Origin of the sequence: Cyclobacterium salsum, from assembly GCF_010119245.1 — a bacterium.
Taxonomy (GTDB): domain Bacteria; phylum Bacteroidota; class Bacteroidia; order Cytophagales; family Cyclobacteriaceae; genus Cyclobacterium; species Cyclobacterium salsum.
In genome coordinates, this window is record NZ_WNKG01000003.1 from 178,190 (window position 1) to 200,693 (window position 22,504).

Consider the following 22,504-nt stretch of genomic DNA (forward strand, 5'->3'; position numbering starts at 1 on the left):
CTGTTTTTATTTTCGTAATCCCAACCAAAGGCTGAATTCGGCGCTGAAGCCAACAAAGGGATATAATGTGATGTTCTCAATATTGGAATTTACATCGGTAGCGGTGAGGACTGCCCCGGCGTTGAATCGCAAAACCCGGAATAAACTGTAACCCAGCCCTACATAAACGGGCCTTCCGATGAGCGGGCCGCTGATTTCCGTTTGATTGCTATCCCTCATATTGCTGAAAAACACGCCGGTTGAAAGGGAAGCATTGCCCAATATCTTGGTGAAATTTTTGTTACCCAGAGGGACAGAGATACCACCAAAGGCGGAGGTTCCGTAATCCAGATTATTAAAATCTCCACTGAAATAGGTTCCCGCATACCCAATACTCAAAGGGAGGTAATAGGGTTTGTTTTCCGTGGGGTAATTTTCAATTACCCGAACATCTACCAGCATCAACATTTGATTACGCAGGTATTGACTCGTCTCTGACTTAAGAAGGTTAATTAACTCTTGTTTTAACTGATTTGTAAAGAGGGCCTGATCCTGTATATCCGGATTCGTTTTTTTCGAAAGTAAATTAAATCGGGCCTTATTTAACTTAATGCCATGTATTTGATCTATTTTTTGCTTAACAACATCTGAAAACCCCTCAAATTCCTGGTCTAGCGGATGCAGGTAGTTTTTTAAGCCCTGTCGTACAATCTCATTCAGGTGGTCTACCATGGTATTCGGCCTGCTCAAGGATTGTGTGCCTCGCTTCCCAGCCAGAATGGTGGCCTGAACGTAACTTTCCAGATTTTCATGCAAGGCATCCCGCAGAGAAAGGGTCTCCTCGGAGTCTGACTCGCTGTAAAAGTAAAATTTCAGGGTATAGTTATCACTGCTGCGTAAGGGGTAGGCAACAAAAATTTCGTAATTTTGGGGACTACTTTGATAAGGGGCCTTCCAGAAATAAAAGTCTGCCTGGTTTTCATTCTTTTTACTCTTGAAAATCTTGAGCTCCACCCGTTTGATACCGGTAGGTAAATTCCCCTCTACATAAAAAGGTGCTTCAGAGGGCAGGGGTAAACCACCGTTCAGTTGATTTTTTTCCGTCGAAAATACAATCGATTGATGCTGCGCCTGAACTGAAACCGATAGGAGAACTAAGACAACGATCCATAAATATTTTTTCATATGCATGATTAGAATAGTGATTTTTTAAAGGTTAGAATCAGCCTACCTGGGAAAAAAAATCGAATAAGCATCAAATAGTTTAAAAAAATATGCAAAAACTAAGCCGAATATTCCTCAATTGAACTTTTATTTGGGTTTCCGGGGAAGTTTAAGTTGGTGTTTTTTAGAAAAAGGTATGGCGCTTATTATCTAAATTGGATTTTTCGGCCTAAAAACATAGATGAAAACTGAATTTGGAGGTGTAATCGGCGTCCTTTGGCATTTTCGGCGTAAGAACGAAAATGCATAACCTGAGTTCATGCTAAATAAACCCAGATCAGTAGGCTAGGTCAGGGCAGCGAAAGCCGTGGCAATCTCCAATGTAGCGAGACTGCCAATCCTTTTCCCGCCCCAGCAGCTGGATATAGGGGTTCCCAGTGAGTAACTTGGCGGGTTTTTTACATTCATCTGGCCAAACTCCAAGTGCGTAGGTATTCTTGTTTTTTAAATATTTGTACCGGAAATTGGAAAGGTAAATTTTCCAAAAATCGAAACGGTTACAAATGGGAGTCAAAAAGTCCAAATAAATAGCCTAAAGGAACAAAAAAAGGTTGCCCCATAGAGGCAACCTTTGTATTGTTTTGAAGGGCGTATTTTATAGTTCTTTCACTCGGATGTTTTTGAAAAACACCACGTCTCCGTGTCCGAGGAAACCGATGTGTCCTTTTTCCCGGAAAAGTCCTGGATGCTCTCGTCCGTCAAGCGTTCCATTTTCCTTTGCTTCGGCAATGTTTACATCCAATATTTCGGTACCGTTAAGGATTACCTGAATCCGGTCTCCCTCTACAATCACTTCCTGATAGTTCCATTCGCCCACGGGGTTTTGATGACCCTTGGTGGCAGCAGCAACACCATACAAGGAGCCGTGGTATTGGTATTCTTTTAATTCGCTATAAATTTCAGCTGTATCATCCAAAATCTGCAATTCCATCCCTGCATAGGCCGCATCCCCTTCCAGTGGGGCGCGAATTCCGAGACCGTTATTGGCTCCCGGGGTAAGTTTGAATTCAAATCGGAAGACGAAATCGCTGTATTCCTTTTCTGTCATCAGATTGCCTTGTCCACCTCTGTCGGGGTATATGGCCAATACCCCATTGTCCACAACGTAGTCCGTTTTGTTTCCAGTCCATTTGCCCAGGTCAGTGCCGTCAAATAACACCTCAAATCCAGCGTCCTTTTCTTCCTCGCTCAGCTCAAACTTAGGAGCACCTGTCAATTCCCGGATATAGATATCCCGGTAGGCTACATAGGTACCGTGCGCCTGCAATTCAATTTGTCCTTCCGGGAAAATGGATTGCTCCCGGTCCCAGTAGTTTTCCAAGGGAACCTCGTCCACGACCAATTTCCCGTTGAGGTAGACCGTCACCTTCTCTCCCTGCATGCGGATGTGGAAGGTGTTCCATTCTCCTACCGGGTTGTCCGCCACTTTAAGCGGTTTGCTTGGGTACGTTTGGTTGTTGTACAAGCCGCCGGAACCAACTTCTGCTCCCACATCGGTACGGGCGGTATCCCAGATTTGAACCTGCGGGGTACCTCGCACGTAAATGCCAGCATCCCCATCCTCGGTGATTTTCCAGTCAACAAACAGTTCGAAGTCGCCAAAGTCTTTTGTGGTGGCAATGTTTTGGCCTTCTCCTGTGAATATCAATAGGCCGTCTTCGGCCTTCCAGCCCGCTTCCATGATTTCATCCGCTTTGGCCTGCTCTCTTGAAAGGGTTTGCTCGTTCATTTCTGATCGTTCGATGGGATTGCTAAATACCCCTTTCCAACCGTCCAGGTTTTCCCCGTTGAATAAGGAATAGTATCCTTTACCTTCCGGCATTTCATCCAGGTATTTCTGTAGAGAGGTTTTGTAATATTGGCTGTCCTGTCCGCTGATGACATCGATGGTTTTTTCTACCATATTCCGCACCTTTTCTCCATAAATGGCTTCGTTATTTAGAACGATGTTCATAACGGCCCTGGCAGCAGCTTGCTGGTAAGCGGCTGCTTCCTGGTATTCGCTGGCTACCAACAGCGCTTGAAAAGTAGGGTAGTTTCCCAGTTGACCTAGAGCAGCCAAAACCGTTTCATCGGATTCAGCCAATTCCAGGGCATTGCGGAGCATCAGTACTTTTTGGGTATCTGTTTCTTCCATAGTGGGCACCAGGCGAACGAAACCCATCAGGGCATTCTCTCTCAGGGCATCGCTGCTTGCCTGCCTGGCGATGTCCAACAAGGCTCCTGCTGCCAGGGGATCCTCCGCCTGGTTCAGGGCGCTTACCACGGCCTGCTGCCGTCCAGCGTTTCCATTCTCGTAAATATCTTTGAGCTTTTCCAACGCTACCTCTCCACCTGTCTTGGCCAACACTTTATAAAGGTAGGCTTGCTTGGAATCCGGAAGCTGCGGCAATAAATCCATGGCCCACTGGGTTTCGGCCGTCCGATCATCTTTTTGGGCGTTGGCCACAATAATGGCTTCCTGTATTTTGTTCAGGTTGTCAGGAGATTGTTCCTCTCTCAACAAGGCTACCAGCCGGTCCAGGTTCCGGGGTGTGGCCATTTTCGAAAGGGCTGTTAGGGCCGCTTCTTTTACCGCGGGTTCATTCCCCGTAGCAGCGTCAAAAACCGTCTCGATCTGATCCTCGGCAGCCCGTGATGCCAGCAAGTTTATCAGCACCGTCTTTTTATCAGGAGATGCTCCTTGCATTTTTCCGGCAATAGCTGCCGGTACCTGCGATCCTTTCATGGTTTTTAAAGCCGTTACCAGCGCTTCTGTTTCGCTTTCATTGCTGGAAGTTTCCAATCTGTCCAACAGCGCATCCAGGGCGAGGTTATCGCCGGCGGTCACGACGGAAGCGATGCTTGCCATCCGTACCTCCAGATCAGTGCTCTCAAGGTAGGGTAAAATGGCCTGCGCCACGGCTGGATTTTTTACATTTCCCATCCTTCGGATAATGGCTGCTTTTGCTGCTGCCGATCCCTTATCCAGATTTGATTTCCAATCATCCAGATTAGAAATAAGCGCTTCATCAGTAAGCAATTTCAACGCAGATCCTCTAAATCGGGGATGGTCATCCAAAGCTGCTTTCATTAATAGCTTTTGACTTTTTTCAGGTTGCATTGGGACCATTAGCCCCAGGGCAGCAGCTTTGGTGTGGTACTGATTGGTAGTTTCCGTTTTTTTATAAACTTTTTTAGCCAGTTTATAAGCTTTTTTGGCTTCTCCTTTTTCCTCCAGGTTGGCGATGTATCGTATGTATAATCCGGAGGCATTGCTGGGATCATAGGTGAAATCGGCCATTTCTGCGGCGGCATAAAGGGTTTTGGCACTTCCCGGATCTGCCTGGCTCGACAGGGCAAAGAGGGCTACTTTTTTCAATTCCGGATTGACTGAAGCGGCATAGTTTGTAAGTTCTTCTACCGCTTCGGAGCTGTCGAAACTGCCCAGAGCCTCGATGTAACTGGCTTTTTTGTCATCCTGATCAGAAGCACCCAACGCCAGAATCAGGGACCTTTCGGCCGATTCCGAGCCGATGTTGGCCATTACGCGAGCGGCGGTTCCTGAAAGCCGGTCGTCCTGCAAAAACGCTTCCACATAGGGCACGGCATCTTCCTTTCCAATCCACTTAAACTGGGTCAATAGGAAATTTTTTGCTTCGGGGTCTTCCAGCTGATCAAGCGCTTTTCCGTAGGCTTGAACGGCCATGCGTGCCAGGTTTTCGCGAGACGGGTGACTGGCATAAAAGGCAAAACCCGCCAAGGCGTATTCCAGTTGTGCATTTGATGTTCCTGGTTTTAACATTAACGCCAGTTGGGTTATGCCATCCTGGCCCAGGTCTTCCATTTGGCGCATGGCATTTTGCAGGGCTTGAGCGTCGGCCGCCGGAAAGCGGTTGAGCAGGTCGGCTATCTTGGTGGCGGTCGTCCGCCCATCATCGAGTTGGTTTTGTGCCTGGCTGAAAAATGCCTGTCCAACGGCCAGGCACAGTACCAATGCTACTTTAAGTAATGAATATCTTTGCATCATTCTATAATTCCTTTAAAATTAGTTGGATCTATATGGTGTAGGGTGCCCGCATGGGTTGATCAATAAGCCTATTGGCTCCTTCATCGTTGATAAACACTTGTTTTACCGGGTCAAATTCCAGGTCTCTGCCCAGGCGAAGGGCTACCAGACCCATGTTGACCAGCGTGCAGGAGCGATGCCCGTTTTGTTCATTTAAGGCAAATTTCTGGCGGGTTCTTACGGCTTCTACAAAGTCAGTAACCTGGGGCGCTGGATCGGGAAATTGAGCTAATTTGCGCTCCATATTAGGAATGTCTGACTTGAATCCCCGATAGAGCTTACCCTCCGGCCCTTCGATATAAGGCGCTTCTGTGGTTCCTTCCCCGTCTAAAATTATCTGACAACCATCGTCGTAGGTATAGGTGATTTTTCGCCAGGTACCTACCGCATCCGGGTGTTGCTGCGGCGCATCAATTTCTACCTTCACCGGGTTGGTTTGGTCTTTTCCCAGAAAATACTGGATGGGATCCATGTAATGTTGTCCCATATCGCCCAAGCCACCTCCGTCGTAATCCCAGTAACCCCTGAAGGTGCCGTGGGTACGGTGGTCGTGGTAAGGCTTATAAGGAGCAGGGCCCAGCCAGCGCTCGTAGTCCAATTCCTGAGGAACGGGCATGGTGTCCAGACCGGTTCGGCCTACCCAGTAGAACTTCCAATCAAATCCAGTCAGTTTTCCAACGGTGACCTTTAGCGGCCAACCCAACATGCCGGAATCAACCAGTTTTTTGATGTTCTTCACTTCCGTATTCATACCGTAAAAATTGGCATCGAAGCGAAACCAGGTATTCAGTCGGAAGATATTGCCGTGTTGTTTGACAGCTTCCACCACTTTTTTCCCTTCGCCTATGGTACGGGTCATCGGTTTTTCACACCAGATATCCTTTCCCTCCCGGGCTGCGTCCACAGCCATAATTCCATGCCAATGAGGCGGTGTAGCAATGTGGACGATGTCTACTTCGGGTAGCTGAATCAATTCCCGGTAATCGGAAAAGGTCTTGACTCCCTGACCCAAGGTTTCCTGGGCAATACCGATATGGCGCGTGTCCACATCGCAAATAGCTACGGTCTTGGTTCCGGCATATTTAAAGTGACCCCTACCCATGCCGCCAACACCAATAACCCCCTTGGTAAGGTGATCACTTGGTGCAAGGTAACCTTTTCCTAGCACGTGTCGGGGTACAAGGCTGATGCCCCCCAAGGCCAGAAGGCTTCCCTTCACAAAGCTTCTTCTGGATTTTTTTGAATTATTGCTCATATTTCTATAAAATTTTTCTGAACTATTAGTACGTGAATATATTTCCTTGCGGAAGGATAAACAAATAAAATGGGACTTCAGGTAAAATTTTGCTGTGAATATAACAATTTCAGCCTTTTTGGAATGATTTTGGTTCTGATTAGCATCAAAGAAACCAAAATAATCAAACCATGAGCACCGAAAAAAATCAAGATAAACAGCCTGAAAATTTTAAAGACAACAGCTTTGACGAGGCCCAGGAAGAAGCCCGTGATGGAAAGGGACCCAAATCTGCCGATTCGAAGAAAAAGAAAAAATCGAAAGAAGAAAAAGCAAAGGATGAATTGATGCGCGCCAAGGAAGCTGACAAAGAATGGAGCAGTGAAAGCGATCGGTTCCGAAGAGATAATGCCTAAACCAAAACAGCCATGCCTGACAAAAAAATACCCCAAATAAAAAATGAAGATCAGTATGAAGCGTTACGGGATCAAGGGTATAGCAAGGAAAAATCCGCCCGTATTGCCAACACCCCTGACCAGGTAGCAGGCAAGAAGGGAGGAAAAGCTCCAGCTTACGAAGAATGGACGCGGGACGAATTGTACGACAAAGCCCGCGAAATAGGCCTGTCTGGCATTAGTAACCTCCGCAAAAAGGAGTTAATAGAAAGGTTGAGGAACCACTAATCCTCTCGCTACTGCTGCTTATCTTCCTCCTCTTTCCTTTTCTTCATGGCTTTTCTCCAGAAAAAATAGCCAATAATGACTAGAATCGGAAGAATGATAAAGATCACCAAGTTACTGGTGTCGCTCAAATCTACTGGACCCCGTGGTTTGGGAATTCCGGGTTGAACCTGAGCATATGCCTGTGATCCGGAAAGGAATAAAATGAAGGAGGTCAACAGGCGGGGTTTTAGAAAATTTAGTAACTGTTTCATACCCTAATAAGCACAAATAACAAGCCAAAATCTGAAGAAAAAGAAGGAATTGTAGCTAAGGAAGGGAAGTAGCCAAATATACCAGGTCAGTGATCCTACCTAGCTATCTGCTAGCCCACCCTTCAAAATTGGAAAATGAGCCCGATCAACAACTTTTATAAAATTGCCCTTTTCCCAATTTGCGTTCGATTTCTTTTGCGGTTTTGGTTATGGATAGTCCACCCAGATTGGTACATCTAAGGGTATTTGGGATGCTTTTACCCACTTCGTACATGGTTTCGATGACTTCGTCCAATGGAATAAGGTGATCGTAATCTGCAAGTGCCATGTTTGCGCAAGAAAGGGCATTGGAGGCAGCCATGACATTTTTATTAAGACAGGGCGCTTCAACCCTGTTTCCTATGGGATCACAGATCATGCCCAGCGAACTTTGCAGTGCCATGGAGGCCGCAGAAATGCTTTGGGTAAGCGTGCCCCCCGCCAGGTATACCAATGCTGCCGCGCCCATGGATGAACCGGAACCACATTCGGCTTGACAACCACCCACCTCAGCGGCAAAGGTAGAATGTGCCGCAATAAACACCCCGATCAGGCCGGCAATCAGTAAGGCCTTTACCGTTTCCTCTTCCGACAAACCCAAGACATCGGAAAGACCCAAAACGGCACCGGGCATTGCGCCGCAGGAACCGGCCGTAGGGGCAGCCACGATCACTCCCATAGAGCTTTTTACCTCCATGATTGCAGAAACATACATAATGATGCGGTTGAGCACGTCCCCATCTACTAATTTTTTACTTTCCATCAGGGATTTAAATTTTACAGATTGGGGCCCCAGGATTCGGTCCTCGTAGTTGGTTCCTTTGATGCCTGTGCTGATAGCGTCTTTAAGGATTTTTCGAATGGTATCCATTTTGGCCAATACCTCCGCCTCCGAAATGTTTCCCCGGATGCTTTCATACCGAACAGCCAGTTCCCATAGGGATAGCCCTTTGTCCTTATTATAGGCCAGCATTTCGTCACAGGTTATAAAAGGCACTTTTTGGTTTTTGGCAGTCAATACGGGCAAAACAGGCCGGATCTTTTTTACCCCGGATACCACCTCCATCTGTTCCAACTCTTGAATAAGTGCCGCATCCGGAAATTGTTGTGCTTTGATTTCGATATAGGGCTGATTTCCGGAACGAAATTCCAGGCTATCGTAGCTCAGTTCATGTTGCAGGTAGTCCATGACCTGTTCCGGATGGGTAGTGTAAACCAATGTCAAAAAGCAGTCCCCTGCAAAAGATACCGGAGCCTGGTCTATTTCGATCACTTCGATCATTCCTCCCCCGGTGGAAATGGCTGTGAGTTGGTGGGTCTCCCAGGGGTTGGTCAGGGTGATTTTATAGGTATTTGGATGATCGGCTTGGATGTCTCGGATGTTGATCTTCACCTGAATGCCCGCCGCTCCCAGGTGTTGCTCGGCCCGGACCAGGCGTTCATCGAAGGCTTCCCAGCCCAAAAATCCGCCGAATAATCCCATATCCGATCCCTGTTCTTTGTGCGTGGTTGCCAGGGAACCTTCCGGATCAAAATCGATTTCGATTGAAGAAATACTCCCTTTCATCAGGTCATGGCCTATCCTGCCGATCCGCAGGGAAGCGGCACAATGGGAACTGGAAGGGCCTCTCATGACAGGGCCTACTACATCATTAAATATACTTGGAAAATTCATCGTCTAATTAGTATTGGTTATTAGTTAAATGTAGTGGATTTTAAGCGAGTACTATTTTCAAATATTAGCTTTTGTGTATACTATCTTAGCAATTTCGTTTTTATTTGTATGCTTTTTTGCTTTTTATCTGCAACTAGTCTAAATTAATGCACTCGGAAACCAATGTTCATCTAATCATGCAGCCGCTACATTTTAAAGTACCTCGATTAAAAGAAGAAACCATACGGGTGGAGTGTTGGGATTTGGATAATTTCTTTGAGCCCATTCACTACCACGAAGAATTTCAGATTACGCTGATTTTGGAGGGGGAGGGATCGTTGTTCGTTGCAGAAAGTGTCATTCCTTTCAAAAAGGGAGAAATATACCTATTTGGTAAAAATTTACCTCATGTTTTCCGTAACAAAGATTTTTCCTTTGCGGGTGACATGCATCATAAAGCTAGAGCCATTTCGGTATTTTTTAATCAGGATGTACTCAAAAATGCCTTATGCGATATACCGGAAGCCTATGCGATACAGCGGTTGATTGATTTTTCGGTTTATGGGATTAAGATTTCTACAGTGGTACAGGCGCAAATCAGTGAGAAATTAAACCTGTTGCCAGAAAAAAATTCCTTTGAAAGGTTTTTGGGATTGCTGGATATTCTGGAATCGATTTCGAAGGATAATAATTTGAATTTCATTTCCTCGCTGGGGATACCGATTCATTCCGTTCAGGAAAACCTGCCTAAAATTAACCGGGTGTTTGATTATGTTCGAAATAATTTCAGTGAGAAAATCAGTCTCAAGCAAGTGGCGGAAATGGTCAACATGTCTCCCACTGCTTTTTGCAGGTATTTTAAATACAAAAGTCAAAAGACTTTTTCCAGGTTTTTGATTGAAGTAAGAATCGCCAATGCCTGCCGCATGCTTTATCAGGATGATTTCAATACCTCAGAATGCTGTTACAGTTCCGGGTACAATAATTTGTCCAACTTTCATAAGCATTTTAAAAGTGTCATGGGGATGACTCCCCTTGAGTACCGAAATAATGTCTTGAAAAAGGCAAATTAGCCAAAAATTTTTTTCTAGTAGCGTATGCCCATTACCAGGAAAATGGAATATTGACTCAATAATTTAGTAGCCTCAAGCATCAAAATTTCATTTTCGTTAAAATACCATATCTTTTGGATAAAATGATGGAATGCTTAATGCTTCCGAAGGCTCTATCTTTATGCCTGTAGTTAATTGACATCCCAACGGCTGATTTAGCAGGTCAGCGATTTGGGTTTAGCGTAAATATTAGACGAATTATTTAATGAAAAAGATTGTTTTAGTTGTTTTTTATTTTTTCACGGCTGCCAGTCCGGTTTTTCCCCAAGCACCACTTAGTTTGGAGGGGATTTACAGGGATAATGCCTTTACTCAGAAGCGATTCGGCCCCATCCGCTGGATGAAGGATTCGGAAAGTTATTCCAGCATTGAAAAGAACCCCAGGTTGGACGGGGATGATATTGTCCGTTATGAGGCGGTCAGCGGGGATCGTTCGGTGCTCATTTCGGCGGAGGAGTTAATTCCGGCTGGTGCCACGGAACCTTTGGAGGTGGCCGATTACCAGTGGTCGGAGGACAACAGTAAAGTATTGCTTTTTACCAATACCCGAAAAGTATGGAGGTACCATACCCGGGGAGATTACTGGGTACTGGATAGGGATCAGAAACAATTAACGCAGCTGGGAGTCGGGCTTCCTTCTTCCAGCCTGATGTTTGCAAAATTTTCTCCGGATGCCTCTAAAATTGCCTATGTAAGTGAGCATAATCTATTCGTTGAAACCTTGGTTAGTAAGAAAATCACTCAGCTAACGGAGGATGGAGGCGAAAACATTATTAATGGCACCTTTGATTGGGTATACGAGGAGGAGCTGGGTTGCAGAGATGGTTTTCGTTGGAGTCCGGATGGTGAAAAAATTGCCTATTGGCATTCCGATACACAGGATATAGGTACGTTTTACCTGATAAATAACATCGATTCTATTTATTCACAGCCCATTCCCTTGCCGTATCCGAAGGTTGGGGAAAGGCTTTCTTCCGTAAAAATCGGGGTTATTTCAGCGGAAGGGGGGGCTACCAAATGGTTTGCCATTCCCGGCGATCCCCAAAATAATTACCTGGCCAGAATGGATTTTATCCCGGATTCTCAGGAGGTGTTGATTCAACAACTAAACCGGCCCCAAAACAAAAACACCGTCTGGATAGGGGATACCAGGACCATGGAACTGACCGAAATCCTGGAAGAAAATGAGGAGACATTTCTGGATATCCATGATAACCTGATCTGGATGGATGATCAACAGTTTTTTACCTGGACCAGTGAAAGGGATGGCTGGCGTCATCTTTATAAAGTTTCCCGAAATGGAACCTCCATGACGCTGCTGACGCAGGGAGCCTTCGATGTGGAAAGGGTGAGCCATATAGACCCGGAAGGAGGCTATGTCTATTACATTGCCTCCCCTGAAAATTTCACCCAACGGTATCTATACAGAAGTCCGATTCACGAAACAGGGAAGGCAGAAAGGATTACTCCGGTTGGCATCCCGGGCCAACATGCCTACCAGTTGTCAGGTAATTCTCAGTTTGCCATCCACACCTATCACAATGCCGTTACCCCACCGACGATTTCCCTGATTGAGCTGCCCGGACACAAGGAATTGCGGGTGCTGGAAGATAATGGAGCATTGAAAGAAAAATACGATGCTTTGGGTCTCAGACCAAAGGAATTTGTGAAAATTGATATTGGGGAAGTTACATTCGATGCGTTTATGATTAAGCCTGTCGACTTTGATCCGTCCAAAAAATACCCCCTAATCATTTATGTTTATGGCGAACCGGCGGGGTCGACCGTGCAGGACGGCTGGATGAATGGTGATCTCTGGCACCAGTACCTGGCGCAAAAGGGATACATCGTTATGAGCATCGACAACAGGGGAACAAAGACCCCCAGAGGAAGGGAATGGCGGAAATCCATCTATGGACAAATAGGGATTCTGGCCTCAAAGGACCAGTATGCCGCCGCGCAAAAAATCCTTTCCACCTATGATTTCATCGATGCGTCCCGCGTTGGTATCTGGGGATGGAGTGGGGGAGGGCAAATGACCCTAAACTGCCTCTTCCGATACCCCGAGTTATATAAAACCGGCATTGCCGTTTCCTTTGTTTCGGATCAGCGACTTTACGATGCCACCTATCAGGAAAGGTATATGGGATTGCTGGAGGATAACCCTTCGGGATATTTCGAAGGTTCGCCCATTAATCATGCTGAAAAGTTGGAAGGAAACCTGTTGGTCATGCACGGAACTGCCGATGATAACGTGCATTACCAAAGCTTTGAGATGTTGGCAGATCGGTTAATTCAGCACAACAAACTGTTTTCCATGATGGTATATCCCATGCGGGCGCACGGGATCAATGAAAGAGAAAATACATCACTCCATCTTCGAAGGACCATGGAAAAATTCTGGATGGAGAACTTAACTCCTGGTGGAAGGTAAGCAGCGGATCAGGAAAGGATAAACATTGTTTTTTAATAATCAGAAAATGCTCAGTACTACGTTAACACACTTAATAACAAAGCTATGATAAAATGGAAAGGAGTATTTCCGGCAATTACCACCAAATTCACATCTGATGACCAGCTAGACCTAAACGCTTTTCTTGCCAATATAAAGGTTCAGCAAAAAGCAGGTGTCGATGGTATTATTTTAGGAGGTAGTTTGGGGGAGGCCAGTACTTTGACCGACCGGGAAAAGGAGACTCTTGTCAAATCGACCGTAGAAATGATATCGGGAAAAATCCCCGTAGTATTAACCATCGCCGAACAGTCCACTAAAAAGGCAGTGGAGGCCGTTGAAGCGGCTAATGACAGTGGTATCGAAGGTTTGATGGTTCTTCCTCCGATGAGGTATTACGCAGACGACCGGGAGACGATAACCTTTTTTAAGGAGATTGCCGGTGCTACCGACCTGCCTATCATGGTTTACAATAATCCTATTGATTATAAAATTCTGGTGACCCCAGACATGTTTGAGGAACTGGAACCCTGCAAAAACATACAGGCCATCAAAGAATCATCCAGAGACCTAACCCTGATAACTAAAATGATCAATCGCTTTGGCGATCGGTTTAAAATTCTGGGTGGCGTAGACCCCCTGGCGTTGGAAAGTCTGGCCTTGGGCGCGGAAGGTTGGGTAGCCGGGTTGGTTTGCGCCTTTCCCTACGAAACGGTCGCCATATATCGCCTGGTAAAAGAAGGAAGAATAGAGGAAGCCCTGGAAATTTACCGGTGGTTTTTCCCACTCCTGGAACTTGATATCCATCCCAAATTGGTGCAATACATCAAACTGGCTGAAGTAGCCACTGGATTGGGAACCGAATACGTACGGGCACCCCGACTGATGCTTGCAGGGAAAGAACGCGAACGGGTGTTAAAAATCATAGAAGATTCCCTGGCCTTGAGACCCACCTTACCAACCTGGGAGAAAATTCCACTCTAATAAACCTGTAAATTCCAATTATTTTGCAGAAGTTTAGCGTGTAGACGGCCATTTTAACTCGTAAGGATACCAACTGATTTTAACCGGGATGCATTTATTTTCGACAGAAACGTACATTGAAAGAAGGAAAAACCTCAAAAAAATCATGAAAGGGGGTGTCTTGTTGTTTTTAGGAAACGAGGAAAGTAGCAGTAACTTTAAAGATAACTGGTATCCATTCCGGCAGGATAGTTCTTTCTTGTATTTTTTTGGACTGGATGTTCCCGGATTAGCGGCGGTTATAGATATTGACGAAGATAAGGAAATCATCTTCGGAGACGAGCTGACTACGGAACAACTGGTTTGGCATGGGGATCAACCCAAATTGGCGGATTTGGCCCGGGCTGTCGGAGTTGCTCAAACCTTGCCCTGGAAAGAAACAGAAACGTACCTGTCCAAAGCCTCCCACAGAAAGATCCATTACCTGCCTCCTTACCGACCGGAAAATTGCCTGAAACTCATGCATTGGTTTCATCTTCGTATTGATCAGATTCCCCTGCATGTTTCTGAAGATTTTATCAAAGCCGTTGCGAGGTTACGATCCATTAAGTCTGAGGAAGAAATGGTGGAAATATCCAAAGCGGTGAATCAAACGGTACAACTACACCGGAAAGTCATGCAACTGGCTCGACCGGGAATGTACGAATACGAGTTACTCGGTTTGGTGAACGGAGAAGCACTTGCCGGAGGAGGAGGGCTTTCCTTTCCTCCCATTATTACCATTAATGGGCAGACCCTTCATAACCACCATTATGGGAACAAACTGGAGCAGGGGAGGTTATTACTGGCTGATTTTGGCACCGAGTCGGCCATGCACTATGCAGGAGATATTACACGTACCTTTCCGGTGGGGAAGCAGTTTTCGGCATCCCAAAAAGAAATATACGAGGTGGTTTGGAATGCCCATAGGGCGGCAATTGAAGCATTGAAGCCAGGGGTTCGGTTTTTGGATATTCACCTACTGGCCTGTAAGCAGCTAGTGGAGGGACTTAAAACCCTCGGACTGATGAAAGGCGACGTGGAGGAAGCTGTTCAGCAGGGAGCTCATGCAATGTTTTTTCCCTGTGGACTTGGACACCTGATGGGCTTGGACGTTCACGATATGGAAGATCTGGGGGAAGCTATTGTGGGCTATACCGATGAACTGAAAAAAAGCACTCAATTTGGCCTTAAATCCCTGCGATTGGGAAAAGAATTGGCAAAGGGCCAGGTACTTACCGTAGAACCGGGAATTTATTTTATACCCCAGCTCATGGATTCCTGGCAAGCCCAAAAACGGCATAAGGACTTTATTAATTATGAGAAGTTGGAAGAATACCGCACGTTTGGTGGTATTCGCATCGAGGATGATTTTTTGATCACGGCCAATGGATCAACGATACTTGGCGAGCCGCTGGAAACTTCTCCCCAAGAATTGGAATCGCTTCGCTAGGATGCGGATTGAAGAGAAAAATAGTATTTAACGATTTCCGACGAACCAAAAGCAGTGGGGTATACGCTTGTAGCTTTGCCGTCTTTTTAAGCTGGTTTTCTCGTACAGTAATGGAGATCAATTGAGCCACTATAAAAAGGAATGGTATCCACAAGCACAGCGTGCGGACGTATTAGCTGTATCCGCCGGACTTGCCCTATAAGATGAGGGCAAAGAAATCCGGTAATATGGTTCCTTATCAAGTATTGGGGCCTGGAAATACCGCGCAGGTACTGCAATTCAGCAGCTCAGCCAATACCCCGACTTTAGCATTGGGACCTCATCTCAGTTGCTCAAATACAAATACTCCCTTTTTATTGGCTACCACGATGTCTACCAGCCCGTTGCCGTTAAAGTCTTCTGTAATCACATGAACCCCCACACCCGAATCGGTATCGATCACATGCTGGATCCATTGAGGTTCGGATCCCGGAACAAATTCGTACCAGGACAAATAAGGGGTGTCGTATTCTCCGGGGTCGTTTCCCATATGGGCAAAATACCGTTTACCGGTAACCAGGTCCGGATGCCCGTCTCTATTGATATCCACCAATTCCAATCCATGGGTTTGCGTAAAGGAATCGTCGATCAGGTGGGTTTCCCACTGCCCGGATTTTTTCTGTTCGTGCCACCAGATACCCAATTGATGGGCGGAGGAGGAAACCACATCCGGCAGACCGTCTGCATTAAAGTCCTGCACGTACATTTGTGCTGCTGGTTCGCCCAGGTTGGCGTCGTGAAATTCCCAGGGGCCTTTGGTAGGATCTTCGGGGGCTTCCCACCAACCCGCTGTGATGAGCAGGTCCTCTCTTCCATCCCCGTTGATGTCCCCCATGCCCATACCGTGGGCAAACTGCGCCGTGCCCGGACTTTCTTTTTCACTGATTGGGTATTTTTCCCATTCCAGATTTCCTGGGCCAGCAGGTGCTTTGAACCAGACCATTTCTCCCGTTTCCGGAATGCTGCCTACGATATCCTTGATACCGTCCCGGTCTACATCAAAAAAGCCTGCCGACTCGTTGCCAAGCGATTGGTGAATCAGGTGGACCTTCCAGTGTCCGGGCTGGTTTTTGGGATTTTCAAACCATTGTACCTCTTTCCCCGGAAAACCAATTCGGACAAAATCTACCCAGCCGTCCTGATTGACATCCATACCGAAGCTGATAAAGGCATTGCTGTAGCCCTTGTCGTAATGAAATGTTTGTGGCACCTCCAGTTCGTGGGCCGTCCAGTCCGGTGCTTCAAACCAATAAGCCCCGGCCATCACGTCCATCAAGCCATCCTGGTTGACATCACCGATGGCTGCTCCTTCTGCCAGAAAGGTGGTGCTGAGGGTATGTTTCTTGAAGGAAATAGCTGTAGCAGGTGTGCCGGATTGGTTTTGCTGCGCCAGGCAGGGGCAGGACCACAGGCTTCCCATCAGGACGATGAGAGCAGTCGGAAATTTGGCATTAAAGGCGAATCGGTATAACATCTTATCTAAGGCTAAGTAGGTAATTCATCAAATCGTTGAACTGTTCCTGGTTCAGCGTGGTGCTAAAATAATCCGGCATCAGCGTAATGGTAGAGGCGGTTTGTTCAATAATATCGGTTTTGGGAACGGAAAATTCCTGTCCACTCTGGTCTGCCATCACGACTACCTGTCCTTCTTCCCGTCGGAAGAGCCCGGAACGGGTTTGCCCATTTTTGAGTTTAAGGATATAGGTCCGGAAGTTTTCGGAAATGTTTCGGTTGGGGTCCAGTACTTTGGTGGCCAGGGCGGAAAGTCCCCAATTGCCAATGCCGTCCAGTTGGGGCCCGATCATGCCTCCGCCTTCTTCGATTCGATGGCACGTACTGCAATGCTGTTCGTATAATGTTCTGCCGGATACCACCTGCGCTTCACTTTGCTCAAAATGATCCACGCGTTCTGCAATTAACGTTTCCCGTTCTTCGCTGACCGGCAGGAGGTTTTCAGTCAGGGAAGTAAATGCCTCTTTTTGGATTTCTTGAGCTCCTGAAAGGAAGTTTTCTTCCACCGTTCTGTTTTTCAATATTCTGGCAGGCGCCTGACCTTCCCTGATCAGGGCGATCAACTTGTCTTTACCGGCATTTTCAGAGGCCAGTAAGGCAGCGATGGATTCCTGTAGCTCCATGGGAGCATTGCGCATGCCGGTTGCCAATAGATCTAACGTCTGACTGGAGCTGAATCTGGCCATGGAACCGGCAATTTTTCTTCGAAAACTCAGTGGATGATCTGGGTCGGTCAACCATTTTTGTAAATGGTTCACTTGCGCCACCGGATCGGTTTCTACCAGGGCATTTGCCGCCATTACCCGAAGATCTTCTTTTAAATAAGGATTGCCAAGCATCTGTCGTAGGTGGGGGAGGTGCGCACGAACTTTCAGGGTTTCGGACATTTCGGCGGCGAACTGCAAGCGCTCCGATTCTTCTTCACTCAGGGTGGATTTGGCCGAAAGCTGATCCAGAATTTGTTTGCTAAGTGAAAGGTTCCAGTTCTTGATTTCCTCAGGCCAGTCCATGCCCTGCTGTACCAGGCCTTCATTGATGGCAAGGGCTTTGCGATACGGGGCAATTTCGCTTCCCTTTTGCCTGGCTACTTGTACCAACACATCTATTCTGGATGCGGGAAGGGTTCGGGCAATGGATGTTAAATAGGGCAAAAACCGGTTTTCTGACGCAGTGTTATTTTGAAGATAGTCCAGTAAATATTCTCCGGCGATACGAGATTCAACGTCTGAAAATACCAAAGCTACTTGCTCGGTTTCCTTTTTATTCCAGGAACCACTGGCGATGGCCATGGCTATTTCCACTTTTTTGGCGTGTTTATAGAACGCATGTTGCAAGGCATAACGTAGGTGGCTGTCGGCTTCCGGTGTTTCCATATAGGTTTGCATCAGAGGGCGAATCATTTTCACATCCTGATGAAGGATCAGGTTTTCTGCGGCTACGCGTTGTACATGTGGGCTACTGTCTTTCAGTCCCTCCAGCGTCCACTGAAACTGCGTGTCATTAAATGCCAGGTGTTCCCCTAAAACTCGATGCGCATGAACCCTCACTAAAGGGTCCGGATGATTCAACATTTTCCCCAGCTTTGCCTCAGATAGCGCATCCATCCGGTACAGGGCCCACAAGGCCTGGACCAGTTGCCGGGAGAGGCTGCGTTTATGGTTTACGATTTTCTCCAGTGAAGGAACCGCTTCCGACTGATACCGGTCCACCAATTCATCAGTTGCGAGCAAGCGGGTCTGTAGGACCGGATCTTCAAGGGCTTCTATCAGCCGCGCCATGCTTGCCCTGGACCAATCCGTCACAGGTCTTTCCTGGCCCTGGTAGGTGATTTTCCAAATGCGGCCGCTGGTACGGTCTCGTTCCGGATGATCCAGAGGCACCTCATAGTGCCCGATAATGGGGTTGTAAAAATCGGCTACATACAGCGCCCCATCTGGCCCCACCTTGATGTCTACGGGTCGGAACCAGGGATCTTTACTGACCAGGAAATCGGCCTGCCTGGTCGCTTGCGGGGTGGATCCGGTAAAATTCATCGTGCTTCTACTGATGCGGCAAGTAACCACATCACCAGAATAAAAACTGTTTTGATACGCTTCGGGAAATTGCGTGTCCGTGTAATAAACCAGGCCGGAAAGGGCGGTAGAATTAAGCCCGTAATCCATCATGGTAGGAGCAAAGCCCCTATTGGGTTCCTTTTTTCCCCATTGGGTGTAATTTCCATTTCGGATGAGCTGATAAATGGGAAGGGTATGACAATCGGCGGAATAGTGGTATCCCAGTGCATCCAGGTCTGATCCAAAGGGGTTGATTCTGCCATCACTGGTTTTTTCTGCCCGGCTGCCGTCTAACTTTAAACGGAATGTATTGCCGGAGACCATTTTTATGGAATCCCCATCTTTTCCTGCTACGGTAGAAATATTACTGAAGCCATGGGAGGCATGTATCCATCCGTCAAACCCTCGGAAAAGGTTATTGACCATGCCGTGGGTGTCCCGCGTTTCGAAGGGACCGAGCAGCACTTCCCGCTTATCGGCTTTATCGTCCCCATCCGTATCGTAAAAAAAGTAGAGGTTTGGAATGCTAAATCCCACGGCACCACCTTTTACCGGCTGCACTCCAATGGGGATATTCAGATCTTCTGCAAAATGCGTGATTTTATCTGCTTTTCCATCCTTATCGGTATCTTCCAGAATACTAATTCGATCCGTTCCCTGCCCCGCACCTGCTTTGATAGGATATTCTGACGATTGGCTTACCCATAGCCTCCCTTTTTCATCAAAGGCCATGTTGATGGGTTTGGTAATGTCCGGTTCGGAGGCAAACAAGCTTACCTCAAACCCTGGGGGAAGAACGAAATCTGCCCTTTCTTCTTCCGGAGTTTGAAAGGGGGTCGTTCGGACATGGGCAGCATAGATGGGATCGGGATCTGCTTCCACATAGGTAGAAGCCCGGGGATCGGGAAGGTCAACCGTGCTGGTAACTTGCCTGGGTTGCTGACAGGAATGGAGGATCAGCAGTGCGAATCCTGCGGTAAGGTATTGGGTTTTCATTAATTGAATAAAGATAATGGTGATAATTCACCCCTTAACATAATCTTTATTCCTGAAACTTACAACCTTGCCCTATTTCCATTTTACGAACGGAGTCCGGATGCGGGGATGTACAGGCCTTAACTTCGGTCTTTGGTCGTTTTTAATAGGCCCAATCCGGAACTAAAAAAAATCAGGCCCAAAACTAACAGAACCAGTATGGTTTTCCAATCTCCATCCTCCGGAACCAAAAAAAGATACGCTCCATAAATAAGACCTCCCAATCCTATCAATGTAAGCAAGGGGCCAAATATGCGTTTAAAGTTCATAGTATTTTTAAATAGGGAATGATCAAAAATTTTGCCAGAATGAAAAATACAAATTTGGGATCGCATTCAAGCCTGTGGATTGTTGTGGGAGTTAGAAATTCGTATCCGGTTCCTCAAGGGCCAGGCGTTGCACCCATATATTTCGGAACAATACCTCGTGACCCTCGGCCTGAAGTTTAATTCCTCCGGGACGGTCGGTAATCCCTTTTCCTCCATCTCTACCCCCATCCAGACCTGAATTTGCTCCTCCCCAGACCTGTTGAATAGGTACGTTTTCGTGTATCTTTTCACCATTAAAATAGATGGTTGTCATGGCCTTATCGGTTATCTTTCCACTTTCATCAAACCGGGCGGCGCGAAACTGTATGTCGTAAGCATTCCATTGGCCCAGGCCCTTATAAACCTGATAAGGAGCCGCCTTTTCATTAATCACTGCGGCCATGCCATGATCGGTGCTATCTCCATCTAATATCTGTATCTCATACCGGTTTTGCAGGTAGACACCGCTATTGCCCCCTTCCTTTTTTATCAGAAATTCCACATGCAAGCGAAAATCGGTAAATTTTTGTTTGGTGACAATATCGGCAGCCCCGTATTTTCCACCTGCTCCGGCAGGGTCATTGGCACTAACTGCGGTACCTTTATCTACAGGATCCGGAACAATCTCCCATTTTATGGGTAAACTGGCAGCCAGCCTGGGGCCTTCCCAATAGGTCCAGTTTTGATGGAGAGAGCGTTTTTTGCCATTAAAAAGCAGTTCGGCCTCTTTGGGGGGCTCTGCGCCCACGCCAATCTGCGCCAATGCGGGAGAGGATATCCAAATTACCGATAACAAGCTAAAGAAAACGATAGTATGGATTCTTCTGGAAATAAACTGTTTGTAGTGCATGGATGAATAGTTGGTTGGAAAGGTTATCGATTTATTGATGTACATCACGTAAAAGATCATTAATGGTTTTGACCGGATTGAAAGTGATCAGGGGTACTTCCACGAAAATCGAATTCCAGTGGGCCATGGAACCATTCCAGAGACCGGGAAGCTCCTGGGCTTTTAAGTCCCTTCCGCTTTTGGATTTTTGGGTGATGAAGCCGGTTTTCGGGTCCCTAAACGCCATCAGGTCAAAGGCCTTTCCCTGGTAATCCCGAATCCCACAGACCAGGTCGGTCGGATTAAAATGAGTTGCCGCTTGTAATTTGGCCTGCTGATCCGGATCGTCCAGATTTAACTGGGCGGTTTCTCCAATTTGCAGGGAAAGCGACCCATCCGCTTCTTTTACCCAAAATGGCCCTCCACCGGGCTCGCCGGTATTTTCGACCATTCCGCATACCCGGATAGGACGATTCAGTTTTTCTCTAAGATAGCTTGCTTTTTCTTCCAGGCCCATGGATGAAAACGATTCGGGTAGCTTGCCTCCAATCGTTTCGGTAAATACCTTTTGGGCACTCGCTACGGAGGCTTCGCTTACTCCCTTGTCCAGTTCTTTTAAGGCCTGAAAGGTGCTGGACTGCGCTTGCAACAAGACCCCGCCAATGGCTTTTTTATACCGGGTGGTGGTGTCTTTTAACCGGTCTGGCACTACGTTGTCAATATTTTTAATAAATACCAGATCGGCCTCCATTTCATTTAGGTTTGCCAGCAAGGCGCCGTGACCAGCAGGGCGAAAGAGGATTTCCCCACCTTCTTCTGTAAACGGTTGGTTGTCCAGGTCTACAGCTATCGTGTCGGTAGCCTTTTGTTGCTGAGAAAAATCGATATCGAATTTTACCCCAAACTTCTTTTCCATAGCCGGTTTCACCTCCGCTACCTTTTGCTCAAATTTCTCTTGGTGCTCAGGAGAAACGGTAAAATGTAACCGTACCGTATGCTCTTTGCCGGTTCCATACTGAGCTCCTTCCACGAAGTGCTCCTCTACGGGTGTCCTGTTTTCATTTCCGTAGGCATGGAATTTTAATAAGCCTTTGGGTAAATTTCCGTATCCAAGTCCTTCATCCTCCAGAAGCATGCGTAAGATGCTTTTATAATTCTTTTCTTTTAAGGCCGCATCCACACTGCTGCCTGCTTTTTTCAATTCAGTATCCAAATCCTCGTAAAACGCAAATGATTTGATGGAATCAAAAAATTGCCGGACAAAGGAATCTTTTTCCAGCGAAGGGTTCTCTGCTTCCAGGAATCCGAAAAGGTTTTTAAACATCCGACTGGCCGCCCCACTGGCCGGAACAAATTTGACCAGTATCTTGGAAGGAGCAGCAGCCTCGTAAACCTCCATTGCTTTTTGCAACTCCTGCTCATTCAGTACCCGAATTCCTTCCCCGATTTTTGCGGGATTCTGGATTTCTAAAAATGGAAAGCCTTGTTCAAAGTTTCTTAGCTGTTCTTCTACGGTATCAAGCGGCATTCCCTGGATTTCAATTTGTTTCTTTTGCTCGTTGGATAACATGAATATAAGTTGGGTTAAACGGTTTC

Annotated in this window: 16 protein-coding genes; 6 read left to right on the forward strand and 10 right to left on the reverse strand. The window is 46.7% G+C overall.

Annotated features, from left to right (window positions below; all coding sequences use genetic code 11):
• Positions 1-6: 6 nt before the first annotated feature.
• From GJS45_RS06165 to GJS45_RS06175, 3 genes are all read right to left on the reverse strand, one after another.
• Positions 7-1,164: a hypothetical protein gene (locus GJS45_RS06165; protein ID WP_162340602.1), complete on the reverse strand. Its 1,158-nt coding sequence runs from the start codon at positions 1,162-1,164 to the stop codon at positions 7-9.
• 634 nt (positions 1,165-1,798) lie between these two features.
• Positions 1,799-5,212, reverse strand: coding sequence for a DUF1080 domain-containing protein (locus tag GJS45_RS06170; RefSeq protein WP_235954638.1), 3,414 nt, complete (start codon positions 5,210-5,212; stop codon positions 1,799-1,801).
• A gap of 28 nt (positions 5,213-5,240) precedes the next feature.
• Positions 5,241-6,506, reverse strand: coding sequence for a Gfo/Idh/MocA family oxidoreductase (locus GJS45_RS06175; RefSeq protein ID WP_162340603.1), 1,266 nt, complete (start codon positions 6,504-6,506; stop codon positions 5,241-5,243).
• A 170-nt stretch (positions 6,507-6,676) separates the two neighbouring features.
• Here GJS45_RS06175 and GJS45_RS06180 point away from each other — a divergent pair, with 170 nt between their 5' ends.
• Together GJS45_RS06180 and GJS45_RS06185 are read left to right on the forward strand one after the other, a co-directional pair.
• Positions 6,677-6,901, forward strand: coding sequence for a hypothetical protein (locus GJS45_RS06180; RefSeq protein WP_162340604.1), 225 nt, complete (start codon positions 6,677-6,679; stop codon positions 6,899-6,901).
• Between the two features lie 12 nt (positions 6,902-6,913).
• Positions 6,914-7,168 carry a DUF7218 family protein gene (locus GJS45_RS06185; RefSeq protein WP_162340605.1) on the forward strand — a complete coding sequence of 85 codons (255 nt, stop codon included), beginning with the start codon at positions 6,914-6,916 and terminating at the stop codon, positions 7,166-7,168.
• Between the two features lie 8 nt (positions 7,169-7,176).
• Here the strand turns inward: GJS45_RS06185 and GJS45_RS06190 are convergent, their stop codons facing one another.
• Together GJS45_RS06190 and GJS45_RS06195 are read right to left on the reverse strand one after the other, a co-directional pair.
• Entirely contained in the window at positions 7,177-7,419 is a 243-nt protein-coding gene (locus GJS45_RS06190; RefSeq protein WP_162340606.1) for a hypothetical protein, read from the reverse strand.
• A 145-nt stretch (positions 7,420-7,564) separates the two neighbouring features.
• Complete coding sequence (locus GJS45_RS06195; protein WP_162340607.1) at positions 7,565-9,133, reverse strand: L-serine ammonia-lyase, iron-sulfur-dependent, subunit alpha; 1,569 nt, start codon at positions 9,131-9,133, stop codon at positions 7,565-7,567.
• 176 nt (positions 9,134-9,309) lie between these two features.
• Between GJS45_RS06195 and GJS45_RS06200 the strand changes: the two genes are divergently transcribed.
• From GJS45_RS06200 to GJS45_RS06215, 4 genes are all read left to right on the forward strand, one after another.
• Entirely contained in the window at positions 9,310-10,185 is an 876-nt protein-coding gene (locus GJS45_RS06200) for an AraC family transcriptional regulator (RefSeq protein ID WP_235954640.1), read from the forward strand.
• Between the two features lie 244 nt (positions 10,186-10,429).
• Positions 10,430-12,658: a S9 family peptidase gene (locus GJS45_RS06205; RefSeq protein WP_162340609.1), complete on the forward strand. Its 2,229-nt coding sequence runs from the start codon at positions 10,430-10,432 to the stop codon at positions 12,656-12,658.
• A gap of 84 nt (positions 12,659-12,742) precedes the next feature.
• Positions 12,743-13,660, forward strand: a complete 918-nt coding sequence (locus GJS45_RS06210; protein WP_162340610.1) for a dihydrodipicolinate synthase family protein — start codon at positions 12,743-12,745, stop codon at positions 13,658-13,660.
• An 88-nt stretch (positions 13,661-13,748) separates the two neighbouring features.
• Positions 13,749-15,131, forward strand: a complete 1,383-nt coding sequence (locus tag GJS45_RS06215; protein ID WP_162340611.1) for an aminopeptidase P family protein — start codon at positions 13,749-13,751, stop codon at positions 15,129-15,131.
• 319 nt (positions 15,132-15,450) lie between these two features.
• Here the strand turns inward: GJS45_RS06215 and GJS45_RS06220 are convergent, their stop codons facing one another.
• The 5 genes from GJS45_RS06220 to GJS45_RS06240 form a co-directional block, all read right to left on the reverse strand.
• Positions 15,451-16,644, reverse strand: coding sequence for an FG-GAP repeat domain-containing protein (locus GJS45_RS06220; protein WP_162340612.1), 1,194 nt, complete (start codon positions 16,642-16,644; stop codon positions 15,451-15,453).
• Position 16,645: 1 nt separating this feature from the next.
• Positions 16,646-19,732 (reverse strand): PVC-type heme-binding CxxCH protein, encoded by a 3,087-nt coding sequence (locus GJS45_RS06225; protein WP_162340613.1) that lies wholly within the window; start codon positions 19,730-19,732, stop codon positions 16,646-16,648.
• 119 nt (positions 19,733-19,851) lie between these two features.
• Positions 19,852-20,040 carry a hypothetical protein gene (locus GJS45_RS06230; RefSeq protein ID WP_162340614.1) on the reverse strand — a complete coding sequence of 63 codons (189 nt, stop codon included), beginning with the start codon at positions 20,038-20,040 and terminating at the stop codon, positions 19,852-19,854.
• Between the two features lie 91 nt (positions 20,041-20,131).
• Positions 20,132-20,929 (reverse strand): 3-keto-disaccharide hydrolase, encoded by a 798-nt coding sequence (locus GJS45_RS06235; protein WP_162340810.1) that lies wholly within the window; start codon positions 20,927-20,929, stop codon positions 20,132-20,134.
• Positions 20,930-20,960: 31 nt separating this feature from the next.
• Positions 20,961-22,478: a DUF4301 family protein gene (locus tag GJS45_RS06240; RefSeq protein WP_162340615.1), complete on the reverse strand. Its 1,518-nt coding sequence runs from the start codon at positions 22,476-22,478 to the stop codon at positions 20,961-20,963.
• Positions 22,479-22,504 lie beyond the last annotated feature (26 nt).